We start from the raw sequence: 13,155 nt of genomic DNA, 5'->3' as shown, positions 1-13,155 counted from the left end.
TGATCACGTAGCGGAAATGCAGTGCCCGGCACAAGAAAGAAAACGATGAACAAAGTAGTCATCAGCGGCACCGGCCTTTACACCCCTTCCCAATCCATCTCCAACGAAGAACTGATCGCCTGTTTCAACGCCTACGTACAAAAATTCAATCAGGAAAACGCCGCAGCGATCGCTGCCGGTGAAGTCAAAGCGCTGGAAGAATCGTCTGTCGCATTCATAGAAAAAGCATCCGGCATTAAATCTCGCTATGTCATCAACAAAGACGGCGTGCTCGATGTTGACCGCATGGTGCCGCGTATTCCAGAGCGCAGTGACGACGAACCCTCCGTCATGTGCGAAATCGCGATCAACGCTTGCCAGCAGGCGCTGGAACGCGCAGGCCGCACAGCGGCAGATGTGGATGCCGTCATCTGTGCTGCATCGAATATGCAAAGAGCCTATCCGGCGATGGCGGTCGAAATTCAGAATGCGCTGGGCATTGACGGTTATGGCTTTGACATGAACGTTGCCTGCTCGTCCGCCACGTTTGGTATTCAGGCAGCAGTCAGTGCGATACAAAGCGGACAAGCCCGTGCGGTGCTGGTTGTCAGCCCGGAAATCACCAGTGGTCATCTGAACTGGCGTGACCGCGACAGTCACTTTATTTTTGGTGACGCCTGCACCGCCATTTTGCTGGAACGCGCTGATCTGGCAACATCGAAACATCAGTTTGAAATCGTTGGACTGAAACTGAAAACCCAGTTCTCCAATAACATTCGCAATAATTTCGGTTTTCTGAACCGTGCCGACGAATCCGGCATCGCTAAGCCTGACAAACTGTTCCGTCAGCAAGGTCGTAAAGTATTCAAAGATGTCTGCCCGATGGCCGCAGCCATGATCACTTCGACCGTAGAAGCGTCCGGCATCGCAATTCCGGATGTCAAGCGCTTCTGGCTGCATCAGGCAAATCTGAATATGAATCTGCTGATTTCCCGCATGATACTGGGTCGTGATGCGACACCGGAAGAGTCGCCAACGATACTCGACACCTACGCCAATACTTCCTCTGCCGGTTCGATTATCGCTTTCCATAAATATCAGGACGATCTGGCAGCTGGTACAGTCGGCGTCATCTGCTCATTTGGTGCAGGTTATTCGATTGGTTGTGTTGTGGTCAGAAAACTGCCGTAAGGCCAACCGAGGTCTGCCGGTACGGAATGTGCTGTCTGACATGATATCCGTGGCTGCCGCTGATACCGGCAGCCATTTTTTTGACTGAAACACTCTGCGGTGACTTGCCAGAGATACGGCTTAGCCCGCTCTCTGCGCCACATCAAGTTCAGCATCTTCATTTTTTTGCACTGAAGTATGGCTGTTACACTATATTCTGCATTGCGATTTATTCCGTTTCGCTTGTACAGCGTCGCGCACGACCACCAGTGACAGGTTCAACAATATGGCTGCAGAAGATACATTCATTAACTCGGGTTTAACGACACTGAGCGCGCAGGAAAAACTCCGGACCGATGGAGCGAATGAACTGGCGTCGGCACAACCGCGCAACGTCGGCAGCATGATATGGAAAGTCGTCAGTGAACCCATGCTGCTGTTGCTGTTTGCGTGTGGCGGCATCTATCTGGTTCTTGGCGATACACATGGTGCTGTCGTACTGGTATTTTTTATCCTGATTATCGTCAGCATCAGTCTGTTTCAGGAACATAAAACTGAACGTGCGCTCGAAGCGCTGCGTGATTTATCCAGCCCGAGAGCCATCGTAATACGCGACGGCACACAGCAAAACATCCCCAGCCGGGAAGTTGTTTGCGGCGATCTGCTGGTGTTATCTGAAGGCGACCGCATCGCCGCTGATGCCATATTACTGTCGTGCATGAACATGAGTGTCGACGAGTCCTTGCTGACGGGGGAATCCTTACCCGTTGAGAAGGCAGTGACAGACCCCGCACCACTGACGATGGGACAAGCTGGCGGTGAACACATGCCCTTTGTATTTTCCGGATCGCTGGTGGTGCAAGGCAAAGGCCTCGCACGCGTGATGGCAACCGGCAGCCGCACAGCGATAGGAAAAATCGGTCAGGCGCTGGCCAGCGTACAGCTGGAGCCGACACGTGTGCAGACAGAGACGGATAAGGTCGTCAAAATGATCGCCGCCGCCAGTCTCGCCGTTGCGCTGCTGCTCACAATATTCTACGGCGCCAGCCGCCACGACTGGCTGAACGGTATTCTGGTCGGTATCACGTTTGCCATGGCACTGATACCGGAAGAATTACCAGTCGTGCTGGCACTGTTTCTCGGCTTAGGTGCATGGAGAATTGCGCGGCAACGAGTGCTGACCCGGCGCGTACCAGCAATCGAGATGCTGGGAGAAACAACAGTGCTGTGTGTCGATAAAACCGGCACACTGACACAAAATAAAATGGCGGTCGCGCGCTTGTTCGCGCAAGGCAGCCACTATGCCATCAAGCCCGGCCATGAACAGCCTCAGGAACTGGCGGAGGAATTTCACGAGGTACTGGAATACGCGATTCTGGCCAGTCATCGCTCGCCGTTTGATCCTATGGAAGTGGCGATTCAGGAGTTCGGAAAATCAATGCTGGGGCAGACTGAACACCTGCACGATAGCTGGACTCTGGTCGATGAATATCCGCTCTCAAAAGAACTACTGGCGATGTCACGTGTATGGCAATCCGCCGATCACACGCATTTTGTGATCGCCAGCAAAGGGGCGCCCGAAGCGATTGCGGATCTCTGTCATCTCAGTACTGAGCAGATAAACGCTTTACACAAAGAAGTCGATTTGCTGGCGCAACAGGGCTTGCGTGTGCTCGGTGTCGCCAAGGCACGATTCAGCCCGGAAACAATATCTTTGCCTGAGGCTGAAAATGCGGGTAAAAAACTGCCGCCTATCCAGCATGATTTCGAGTTTGAGTTCATCGGTCTGATCGCGCTGGCCGACCCGATCAGGGCTGGCGTACCAGCAGCGATACAGGATTGCCAGAATGCCGGCATCCGCGTGATCATGATTACCGGCGACTATCCGGCCACCGCGCAGAATATTGCTCAGCAATGTGGCTTTGCGGCAGCTACCGGCATCATGACCGGAGCTGAATTAAACGCCATTGACGATGCCGTACTCAGCGAACGTGTGAAGACAAGCAGTATCTTTTGCCGCGTATCGCCAGAGCAGAAACTAAGGCTGGTCAATGTACTGAAAAAAAATGGTGAGATCGTCGCGATGACCGGTGACGGCGTCAATGATGCTCCTGCATTAAAGGCCGCACATATCGGCATTGCGATGGGCAAGCGTGGTACGGATGTGGCGCGCGAATCAGCAGCGCTGGTCTTGCTGGATGATGACTTCACAGCGATTGTTGCGACCATACGCTCAGGACGGCGCATCTTCGATAATTTACGCAAAACGATACGCTTTATCATTGCGGTGCATATTCCTGTGATCGGTATGTCACTGATTCCGGTGCTGGCAGGCTGGCCGCTGGTGCTGATGCCCGTACATATCATGGTGTTGCAACTGATCATAGATCCGACCTGTTCACTGGTGTTTGAGGCAGAGTCAGAAGAACCTGATGTGATGCGCAGACCGCCACGTTCCGTGAATGCCAGTATTTTTGGCACCGCAGTGTTACGCACCGGCCTGCTGCATGGGACTGCATTGCTGCTGACAGTTGCCGGTATTTACTGGTCTGCCTTGCAACATTATCCAGACACCGGAGAAGCCCGCGCGCTGGCGTTCACTGCGATGGTGATAGGAAATATCGGTCTGATTTTTATTCATCGCAGCGTGTCATCGGACATCATGCACAATTTGCGGCTGCCGAATCCGGCATTGTGGTGGGTGGTTGCTATCGCCTCAGTCATCTTACTGCTGGCACTGACCGTACCGGTGATCAGTGCGCTGTTCCACTTCGGGCAACCTGCGTTATCGGAAGTGCTGATCAGCGCTGCAACGGCTCTGCTTTGCATCTGCTTGATTGCCGCAGGCAAAGCTTACCGTTATCGCCAGCGCCGTCTTTACTGAGCGAGGTTGTGAATAAGCCTCAGGCGGCCAGAGCTTTTTCGAGCAAGCTGTGCAGTTCGGTGAACGAAGGTTCACCGACATAGCGTTTTAAAATAGTGCCCTGTTTGTCAATCACATAGGTGGTCGGCGTCAGTTTGACATCGCCGAAAGCCTGCGCCAGCCTGCCCTGCACATCTAATGCAACGTGAAATGGCAGTTGCCGGGTTTCTGCGTAATTGACGACATAATTCGGCGGATCATAGCTCATCGCCACCGCCACAAATTCCAGACCTTGTTTGTTGTACTTATTGTAGGTCTCTATCATGCGCGGCATTTCCGCGATACAGGTAGAACAGGAGGTTGCCCAGAAATTGACCATCACTACCTTTCCACGCAAATCCTGAGTCGAGAATTTATCGCCTTTCAGATTAGTGAATGTGACTTGCGGCATGGAGGGTTTGGCCACAACTGACTGATAAAAAAGAAACCCTAGCACAGCCAGTGCAATGGCTGCGACGACGGCAAAGATAGCGAATTTACGCGGAGAAGATGGAGCAAGCATAGGACTTCCTCAATAGTTCAGTGATAAGCGCGCATTATACGGTTAATGCGTGACAGCGGTAGCAAGCCACTCTCGCCGTGCCGCACTGACTGCCCGGCTCCTGACTTTTATCAAATAAACAGACACCGGCAACAGAAGCTTAGCGCTACTTTTGTGTACACAAAGAGGTCATCAGAACACAGCCGCTGGCATGTCAGACGTCTTCGCAGGCAGGCGCAGTAATGGTCTTGCCAGCCACATGCGTTGTCAGCACAATCGCTGTCGAAGTTGAGCCAAAAGCATTGAGTTCATTGATAATGCGCTGTAAATGTTCGACATCGGTTGCCAGCACTCGCATCACTGCGCCGTCTTCACCGGTCACTGTGTAGCAATCGATAATTTCAGGACAGGACGCGACATACTGCGCATAAGGTCTGCCCTGTTGTGTCGATAAACGTATCATGGCCGTGATCTGATAACCAAGCGCCCTGGGATTCACGTCTGCGCGGTAGCCGCGTATGACTTCATTGGCCTCAAGACGCTTGATACGTTCTGAGACGGCAGGCTGACTCAGATGCACCTGACGGCCAATTTCCGCATGCGACATGCGCGCATCCTGTTGCAATAAATTCAGGATTTTCCGATCAAAATTATCTATTTTGGGATTCATAAGGAGACAAGAGAATTTTCCGTTGAATTCCATCCATCACGGCTGAATTGCTTATGGAATCCTATTTAAGCATCACGAAGTGCTTGTTAGAGTAGAGCTTACACTATACCCGCTAAGGTTCAAGAGGTCATCATGACAACCACTATCAGCAATGCCCAGATCGCGCAGATCGCCAACGAATTTCACACACCATGCTGGGCTTACGATGCCAGCATCATCCGTCAGCAAATCGCCCGGTTGAAACAGTTTGACGTGATCCGTTTTGCACAGAAAGCGTCCAGTAATATTCATCTGCTGCGCCTGATGCGCGAACAAGGTGTGATGGTGGACTCCGTTTCTCTCGGTGAGGTTGAGCGGGCACTGGCGGCCGGTTATGCGCCCACTGCCAGTGCAGATCAAACCCACGCCCCTATCGTGTTCACTGCCGACCTGCTGGATCGCAATGCATTGAAACGCGTGGTGGAACTGAATATTCCGGTGAACTGCGGCTCCCCGCAAATGCTGGAACAGCTGGGTCAGGCACATCGCGGGCATCCGGTCTGGCTGCGTATTAATCCCGGTTTTGGTCATGGCCACAGCCGCAAAACCAATACCGGCGGTGAACAAAGCAAACACGGTATCTGGTTTGAAGAATTGCCGGAGGCGCTGAAGATCATCGACCAGTATGGATTACAACTGGTAGGTCTGCACATGCACATAGGCTCAGGCGTCGATTACGACCACTTGCAAAGCGTCTGCGATGCAATGATCGCGCAGGTAAAAACCGCAAATCGTGACTTGCAGGCGATCTCCATCGGCGGCGGCTTATCGATTCCTTATCGTGGCGACGAAGCTGTGGTCGATACCGATCATTATTTCCAGATCTGGGATAAAGCGCGCAAAGAAATTGAAGCGCATCTCGGCCACAAAATCAGTATGGAAATTGAACCGGGACGCTTTCTGGTTGCGCAATCGGGCATCCTGATTTCGGAATTACGTGCGCAAAAACAGGTCGGCAGTAATTTCTTTGTACTGGTCGATGCCGGCTTCAATGATCTGGCACGGCCTGCTATGTATGGCAGTTTCCATCGCATTTCGGCACACGCCGCAGACGGAACACCGCGCACGACCGCATTGAAGCCAACCGTGGTGGCGGGTCCTTTGTGCGAATCCGGTGATGTGTTTACGCAGGAAGATGGCGGCGTCGTGACAACGCAGGATTTACCCGCCTGCGAGATCGGCGATCTGTTTGTCTTTCACGATACCGGCGCGTATGGTGCCAGCATGTCGTCGAATTACAATTCACGCCCGCTGATTCCGGAAGTGCTGGTCGATGGCGATAAAATCACACAAATCCGCCGTCGTCAGACCATACAGGAACTCATCGCTTTAGAGCTGTAATACCTGACATTCCATTGCGATGAAAACGAAAGGCGCAGACAGCTGATGCTGTTGCGCCTTTTTTTATTTCAGACAAGCGCTGAGAAACTCCTGAATTTTTGCGGACACCTGACGCCCCTGAGAACCAAAAGTAAAATGATCAGCATCGGCAATCGTCATTAACTCCACCGATGCGCCAGCTGCTTTCATTTTTTTTGTAAAATCCCTTGCCTGCTGCACAGGTACCGTCGCATCCAGCTCGCCCTGCAACAGCAATAATGGCGGCAACTTATTTCTCAGCTTACCTGATGCCGGGACATAACTGATGGGACTGGCGTCTTGGAATATCTTCGCCGAAGCAGAAAAATCCTCACCCAGCAACGATTTCAGCATCACCCGCGGTGACATGGGGCCACGTATTGCAGGGTCGGCAGTCTGCCACCAATTGGGGAAATCCAGCGGGGGCGCATGTAACACTGCACACCGCAACTGACTGCTGACGCCGCTGTAACCACCAGCGTTGTCCCACTTCCCTGGCGTAACCGCTGCCAGTGCAAGCAAATGCGCACCGGCAGAAACACCAAATGCACCAATTTTCTCTGGATTGATCTGATACTCAACTGCATGGCTGCGTAACCAGCGTACCGCACATTTCACATCCTCTATCTGCGCCGGAAACCGTGCTGCGGGTGCCAGGCGGTAATCGACACTCATCGCGACAAAACCCATGCGTGATAATTGCTGCAACAAACCGTGTAAATCAGTACGGGAACCACCGAGCCAGCCACCGCCATGCACCACCACCACCGCAGAGTACGGCGGCGATGCATTGGTCGCCGGCAGCACATCAAATTTCAGCGGTAGGTCATTGCCGCAAGCGGTGACGGTTTGCAATACAGGCATTGCTGCGGGCGTTACAGCCTGTGCCGGATGAATGAAGGTCACCAGAATCAACAAAGTGAAACAAAGACGCAGAAGCATAAAAAACCATTAAAAATAAACTACAAAGAAAAAAACCTCACGTCAGACGCAAGGTTTTTATATCACGACACAAAAGCTGTTCACATGCTTGCATGTTTATGGAACCACGCCACACGCCATGCGAGCACCGCCGCCGCCCAGCATCGCAGGATGATCGCTGTGATTATCGCCACCCGCGTGCACCATCAGCGCATGTCCGCTCAGATCGGCCGCTTTCAGACGCGGTGCCAGCACCGGATAATTCGCCTTGCCTTCCGCATTCACGTATAAAGCCGGTAAATCACCTTTGTGTCCTTTGCCATACGGCCCCAGATGCGCACCTGATTTTTCCGGGTCCCAGTGCCCTCCGGCGCCCAGAGCGGCGGTTGCCACGCCATTATTTGCCGCAGGTGCGCAAGAAGGATTCGCGTGTACGTGAAACCCGTGTACACCTACTGGTAAACCAGTTAAATCCGGTGTGATCAGCAAACCGTAGGCAGTATCTTCCAGTGTCACTTTGCCAGCAGAACCTAGATTGCCGCTCGCATCGACAAAATGCAATTCCACAGTTTGTGCCTGCGCTATTCCAGTGATCAGGCTTGCTGCTATCAGACTCAGCTTCATTTTCGATAACATGGTGTCTCCTCAGGTTGAATGACAGGTGAAACGAAACCATTGCCCGCATGCATGTAACAACGTTCTGCAACTTTATCTGCAATGGACTATGAAACACAGCAAAGACTGACTATACACTTTTTATATCACAAAGGAATTTCAGGCAAACCCGCCGAACGAGAACCTGCTTCCGGCTCATTTGCCGCATCCCGGTAAGTGAACACCATAGAAAATTTGCCCGCCGTGGTCTGATTTTTCCCCGCGGCATGAAACAGGTTGCTGTGGAACAACAAGACATCGCCTTGCTGCAAAGCGACCGGTCGCGCCTGTGCCAGCAGGGCTTGATTCTGCGGCAAATCAGTGCGTAAAAACTGGGCAGTGTCTAATTGCGATGCATCGATCGGAAGCTGATGCGAGCCCGGTATCACCAGCAGACAACCGTTTTCCACGGTTTCATTGCGCAAAGCCAGCCACGCTGAAATCAGCTCAGCCCGCGCAAAATGCCAGTAGCGACTGTCACGGTGCCAGCCAGTCGCGGTGGAATACTGTGGTTGCTTCGTCATGATGCAATTGTGATGCGCTTGCGACATCAGTGCACCGTCACCGAGTAATTGCAATAATGGCTGCGCCAGTGCCGCGCCGGTCGCCCACTTTGCCAGTATTGGATCACGTGCATACGCCTGCAACAAGCGGCGTGCGGTATGCCCACCTTCGGCCTCGCGCGACGCCGGTGCGCCGGGATAGCGGGTATCCGCCTCATATTCTATGGGGTGTACGTCGTCCGTTAATTGTTGCTCTGCAAAGTGAATCACCTGTTCGCAAAAATCCGGCGTGGCCAATCCTGGTAAAACTAAAAAACCCTGAGTCTGAAACTCCTGAATCTGATCAAGACTAAGCATTGTTACTGCCAATTTTCAAAAAGTGCAAAGTGCTATTGTGCCACGCGCTCAACTTCGCGTTGCCGCAAAAAATGGCAAGTTTTGCGGCACAGCAGCAAATTAAGTCATAATAGGAACCAGGTTTTTCACTTCAGACTCCCAACATGACCACTACCGCACTCGAAAATATCAACATCGTCTCGTTTGATCACATGCCTGCGCCGGAAGAGCTGCACGCCCGCTTGCCCCTCACGGAAACGGCAGGTAATGTCGTTGAACAAAGCCGGGAAGCCCTGCGCAATATCCTGGACCGCAAAGACAAACGCCTGTTCGTCGTTGTCGGACCTTGCTCGATTCATGATCCGGTGGCCGGTCTGGATTACGCGCGTCGTCTGAAAGCATTGCAAGAGGAAGTCAGCGATGTGATGTTGCTGGTGATGCGCGTCTATTTTGAAAAACCACGTACCACGACCGGCTGGAAAGGCTATATCAACGACCCGTATCTGGATGATTCTTTCCGTGTCGATGAAGGCATGGAAAAAGCGCGTCGCTTTTTACTTGACGTCTGCGAACTCGGCCTGCCAACCGGTACCGAAGCACTCGACCCGATTTCACCGCAATACCTCGGCGACCTGATCGCCTGGACGGCGATAGGCGCGCGGACAACAGAATCGCAGACGCACCGTGAAATGTCCTCCGGTCTCTCAACACCGGTGGGCTTCAAAAATGGTACCGATGGTGACATCAGTATCGCGATTAATGCGATTCTGTCCGCCTCGCATCCGCATTCCTTCCTCGGCTACAACAGTCAGGGTCAGGTATCGATAGTGCGCACCAGTGGCAATCAGTATGGCCATGTCGTGTTGCGTGGTGGTGGTGATCGTCCGAACTACGATACGGTGTCGGTGGCAATGGCGCAGCAGGCACTGGTGAAAGCGAAACTGCCGCCGAATATCGTCGTTGACTGCTCACATGCCAACAGCTTCAAAAAGCCGGAATTGCAACCACTGGTGATGGCCGATGTGGTGAACCAGATTGCCAATGGCAACGATGCTATCGTCGGCGTGATGATCGAATCAAATATCGTCGCGGGCAATCAGGCTATTCCTGCCGATTTATCGCAACTGAAATACGGCTGTTCTGTGACCGATGCCTGTGTGGACTGGAGCACGACAGAGACCATGTTGCGCGAAGCCGCTGCGAGATTGCGTCAGAAATAATCGATTCAGTAGAAATAAAAAGCGCAGTGTAAATGATCACACTGCGCTTTTTTTATATTTCAGCAGACATCAACGCAAGCAAAATTTTCTGCCGTGTTGTGCCTGCAAAAACAATTACTTCGCAGCCGCTGCTTTTTTCGCTGCGCCGGCAAAATCACCGACATAGAAATGCGCAAAACTGTCTGGTTTCACGTATTTGCGGATCACCGCATTGACATCGTCCAGCGTCAGTGCGGCAATTTTCGCTTCAACCTCAGCGTCAAACGCCATGGTGCGGCCGACAAATAACTGGCTGCGCAGGTTGCCTGCCAGTGCCGGATCCTGCGCACGGCGAATATTGCTTTCCTGAGCGATAGACTGTTTTGCATCGGCCAGTTCCGCAGCAGTCACACCATCCTTGACGAGCAAAGCCAGCTCTTCTTTCACGCCGGTTTGTAATTTCGCCAGATTTTGCGGTGCGTACATTGCGTATAAAGCAACCGAAGCATTTTTGTCGATGCTAGGCACGTTCAGTGAACTGCCGGCACCGTAACTGATGCCCTCTTTCTGACGCAGACGATTGAACAGACGAGATTTAATACCGCCACCGAGAATATTATTGGCAACACGCAGCGCCGGATAATCAGGTGACTGGTCATCGAGCTCAAACGGCAGTGATGCGAGATAGAACGCATTCGCTTTGTCCGGTGTTTCTATGGTCTTCGCTTGTCCGACTGCATTCAGATTCAGACTTGGAACGCGCACAAACTTCGTCGGACTATTCCAGTCACCGAGCACGGTCGCCAGTTTGGTTTTGACTTCTGCTGCATCAAAATCACCGACCAGAGAAAACTCGGCACTGTTTGCGCCATAGAAGGTTTTGTAGAACTCTTTAACGCTGTCGAGTTTCGCTGCGCTGTACTCTTCCGCCGCTTCATCGAAAGAATTCTGGTAGCGAATATCCCCTTTTTTATACAGGCTGTTTTTCAACGCGCCCATCGCCCGTGTTGCTACCGACTGAGGCTCATTTTTACCGGCTTCTATCTGCGTCAGATTTTCTTTGACCAGCAAATCGAATTCCGATTGCGGGAAAGTCGGCGCACGCAGCACTTCACGCAGCAGATCCAGCAATGCCGGCAGATTGGCGCGCACAGTATCGAAGCTGACATTCAGATTCTGACCGGAGCCGGAGATACGTAATTTGGCTTTGAGCTCACCGAGTTTAGTATCGAGTTCGGCACGGGTGAATTTGCCCGAACCACGCATCAGCATATCAGCCGTCAGATCGGCAACAGCGACTTTGCCGAACAGGGATTTTTCATCGCCGAAATGCAGGCTCAGATTGCCGTTCACAGTTTCACCGCGCGTTTTTTTACTTAACAGTGCGACTTTCGCACCGTTTTTCAGCGTCAGTTTTTCTGTGCGTTTATCGATATTCGCTGCAGTCGCATCGAAGGTCTCCCCTGCCGCCACAGTCGCACGGCCTTTGTAGCCTTCGACCAGTTTAGCGACATCCGGTGCCGCCGGGATCTCGGCACGATCAGGTTTGGCGACTGGCAGGAACTGACCGTAACTGCGGTTATCGGGTTTGAAGTAATTTTGCGCAACACGCTGTACGTCAGCCACTGTCAGTGCTTCGATACGATCACGTTCAATGAAAAACATGCGCCAGTCACCCAGGGCAATCGATTCCGACATGCTGACACACAGACGTTGCGGGTCGTTGATGGTTTTTTCCAACGCATTCAACAGATTGGTTTTAGCGCGCTTCAATTCAGCTTCGGTGACCGGCTCTTGCGCCAATCCTTCGACGGTTTCTGTCAGACTCGCTTTCACATCTGCGACATTCTGATCTTTGCTCATGATACCGACGAACATCGCATAGCCAGGCTCTGCCAGCTGGAAGGTAATTTCACCGACACTCACTGCCTTTTTACTTTCGACCAGCTTTTTATACAAACGGCCATTAGGTGAGGAACCCAGAATCTCACCTAAAGCAGAGACAGCCGCCGCATCAGCATGACTGCCTGCCGATGTCGGATACAGCACGGCAGCGAGTTGCTGGTCGCTGACGCGGCGCACGGTCACTTCACGCGTACCGTCACGCGGCGCTTCGCGGGTCCAGGTATTGCTCAGTTCGCGGGTCGGTTTGGCGATAGCACCAAAAGATTTTTCTATCAGCGCCAGGGTTTTTGCCGGATCGAATTTACCCGCCACCATCAGCACGGCATTGTCCGGCTGATAGAACTTGCGGTAAAACGCCTGCAAGTTCGTAATTTTGACGCCTTCGACGTCAGAGCGGGCACCGATGGTGCTGTGACCGTAATTGTGCCAGTCGAAAGTGGCGGCACTCAACTGCTTCCAGAGTACGCCAAACGCATTATTTTCACCCATTTCCATCTCATTGCGAACGACTGAAAATTCGGTGTCCAGATCAGCGCGCGCGACTTTGGAATTGACCATGCGGTCGGCTTCCATTTCCAGCGCCCATTTCAGATTGTCTTCACTGGCAGGGAAAGTTTCAAAGTAGTTGGTGCGATCATAAAACGTGGTGCCATTGAACTGCATACCGCGCTTGCTCAGTTCTTGCATGATGTTGCCACGGTCTTTGGTCCCCTTAAACACCATGTGTTCAAGCAAATGCGCCATACCGGTTTCGCCGTAACTTTCATGGCGTGAACCAACGAGATAAGTCACATTGACGGTGGTGGTCGGCTTCGATGCATCCGGTGCCAGCAAGACGCGCAGACCGTTTGGCAAACGGTATTCCGTGATGCCTTCCACACTGGTGTACGCAGTCGCTTTTGCTGCAACAACCGCTTTTGGCGCTGCTGCAAGGGTAGGCATTGCAGTCGCAGCAGTGAACGCGAGGGCAAATGCAAGGCAGATTGGTTTGAGTTTCATTGATTTATTCCATTAGT

The 13,155-nt window shown here is 52.5% G+C and carries 10 protein-coding genes; 4 read left to right on the top strand and 6 right to left on the bottom strand.

What is annotated here, in order from left to right; all coding sequences use genetic code 11:
- Window positions 1-45 precede the first annotated feature (45 nt).
- Both ACOTSW_RS01365 and ACOTSW_RS01360 read left to right on the top strand, forming a co-directional pair.
- The gene (locus ACOTSW_RS01365) at window positions 46-1,170 is read left to right on the top strand and encodes a beta-ketoacyl-ACP synthase III (protein WP_423680596.1); all 1,125 of its coding nucleotides are present in this window, start codon (window positions 46-48) and stop codon (window positions 1,168-1,170) included.
- A 265-nt stretch (window positions 1,171-1,435) separates the two neighbouring features.
- Complete coding sequence (locus ACOTSW_RS01360) at window positions 1,436-4,033, top strand: cation-translocating P-type ATPase (RefSeq protein WP_423680595.1); 2,598 nt, start codon at window positions 1,436-1,438, stop codon at window positions 4,031-4,033.
- A 19-nt stretch (window positions 4,034-4,052) separates the two neighbouring features.
- Here the strand turns inward: ACOTSW_RS01360 and ACOTSW_RS01355 are convergent, their stop codons facing one another.
- Both ACOTSW_RS01355 and ACOTSW_RS01350 read right to left on the bottom strand, forming a co-directional pair.
- Entirely contained in the window at window positions 4,053-4,574 is a 522-nt protein-coding gene (locus tag ACOTSW_RS01355; RefSeq protein WP_423680594.1) for a TlpA family protein disulfide reductase, read from the bottom strand.
- 193 nt (window positions 4,575-4,767) lie between these two features.
- Window positions 4,768-5,223, bottom strand: a complete 456-nt coding sequence (locus tag ACOTSW_RS01350; RefSeq protein ID WP_423680593.1) for an Lrp/AsnC family transcriptional regulator — start codon at window positions 5,221-5,223, stop codon at window positions 4,768-4,770.
- Window positions 5,224-5,355: 132 nt separating this feature from the next.
- Here ACOTSW_RS01350 and lysA point away from each other — a divergent pair, with 132 nt between their 5' ends.
- On the top strand, window positions 5,356-6,603 hold the full coding sequence (gene lysA, locus ACOTSW_RS01345) for a diaminopimelate decarboxylase (protein ID WP_423680592.1): 1,248 nt from the start codon (window positions 5,356-5,358) through the stop codon (window positions 6,601-6,603).
- Window positions 6,604-6,666: 63 nt separating this feature from the next.
- Here the strand turns inward: lysA and ACOTSW_RS01340 are convergent, their stop codons facing one another.
- The 3 genes from ACOTSW_RS01340 to ACOTSW_RS01330 form a co-directional block, all read right to left on the bottom strand.
- Window positions 6,667-7,563, bottom strand: coding sequence for an alpha/beta hydrolase fold domain-containing protein (locus ACOTSW_RS01340; protein WP_423680591.1), 897 nt, complete (start codon window positions 7,561-7,563; stop codon window positions 6,667-6,669).
- A gap of 96 nt (window positions 7,564-7,659) precedes the next feature.
- On the bottom strand, window positions 7,660-8,178 hold the full coding sequence (gene sodC, locus ACOTSW_RS01335) for a superoxide dismutase [Cu-Zn] SodC (RefSeq protein WP_423680590.1): 519 nt from the start codon (window positions 8,176-8,178) through the stop codon (window positions 7,660-7,662).
- 125 nt (window positions 8,179-8,303) lie between these two features.
- On the bottom strand, window positions 8,304-9,056 hold the full coding sequence (locus tag ACOTSW_RS01330; RefSeq protein ID WP_423680589.1) for a phytanoyl-CoA dioxygenase family protein: 753 nt from the start codon (window positions 9,054-9,056) through the stop codon (window positions 8,304-8,306).
- Between the two features lie 143 nt (window positions 9,057-9,199).
- Between ACOTSW_RS01330 and ACOTSW_RS01325 the strand changes: the two genes are divergently transcribed.
- Window positions 9,200-10,255, top strand: coding sequence for a 3-deoxy-7-phosphoheptulonate synthase (locus ACOTSW_RS01325; RefSeq protein ID WP_423680588.1), 1,056 nt, complete (start codon window positions 9,200-9,202; stop codon window positions 10,253-10,255).
- Window positions 10,256-10,369: 114 nt separating this feature from the next.
- Here ACOTSW_RS01325 and ACOTSW_RS01320 read toward each other — a convergent pair whose 3' ends face one another.
- Entirely contained in the window at window positions 10,370-13,138 is a 2,769-nt protein-coding gene (locus tag ACOTSW_RS01320) for a M16 family metallopeptidase (protein WP_423680587.1), read from the bottom strand.
- Window positions 13,139-13,155 lie beyond the last annotated feature (17 nt).

This window comes from Undibacterium sp. WLHG33, from assembly GCF_049544815.1.
Classification (GTDB): Bacteria; Pseudomonadota; Gammaproteobacteria; order Burkholderiales; family Burkholderiaceae_D; genus Undibacterium.
The sequence above is the reverse complement of the archived record's forward strand: the minus strand, read 5'-3'. Positions and strand labels throughout refer to the sequence as shown.

Bases quoted from the DNA above. Each gene is read 5' to 3' on its own strand.
- ACOTSW_RS01365 (WP_423680596.1), top strand. From the start codon at position 46: ATGAACAAAGTAGTCATCAGCGGCACCGGCCTTTACACCCCTTCCCAA.
- ACOTSW_RS01360 (WP_423680595.1), top strand. From the start codon at position 1,436: ATGGCTGCAGAAGATACATTCATTAACTCGGGTTTAACGACACTGAGC.
- ACOTSW_RS01355 (WP_423680594.1), bottom strand. From the start codon at position 4,574: ATGCTTGCTCCATCTTCTCCGCGTAAATTCGCTATCTTTGCCGTCGTC.
- ACOTSW_RS01350 (WP_423680593.1), bottom strand. From the start codon at position 5,223: ATGAATCCCAAAATAGATAATTTTGATCGGAAAATCCTGAATTTATTG.
- lysA (WP_423680592.1), top strand. From the start codon at position 5,356: ATGACAACCACTATCAGCAATGCCCAGATCGCGCAGATCGCCAACGAA.
- ACOTSW_RS01340 (WP_423680591.1), bottom strand. From the start codon at position 7,563: ATGCTTCTGCGTCTTTGTTTCACTTTGTTGATTCTGGTGACCTTCATT.
- sodC (WP_423680590.1), bottom strand. From the start codon at position 8,178: ATGTTATCGAAAATGAAGCTGAGTCTGATAGCAGCAAGCCTGATCACT.
- ACOTSW_RS01330 (WP_423680589.1), bottom strand. From the start codon at position 9,056: ATGCTTAGTCTTGATCAGATTCAGGAGTTTCAGACTCAGGGTTTTTTA.
- ACOTSW_RS01325 (WP_423680588.1), top strand. From the start codon at position 9,200: ATGACCACTACCGCACTCGAAAATATCAACATCGTCTCGTTTGATCAC.
- ACOTSW_RS01320 (WP_423680587.1), bottom strand. From the start codon at position 13,138: ATGAAACTCAAACCAATCTGCCTTGCATTTGCCCTCGCGTTCACTGCT.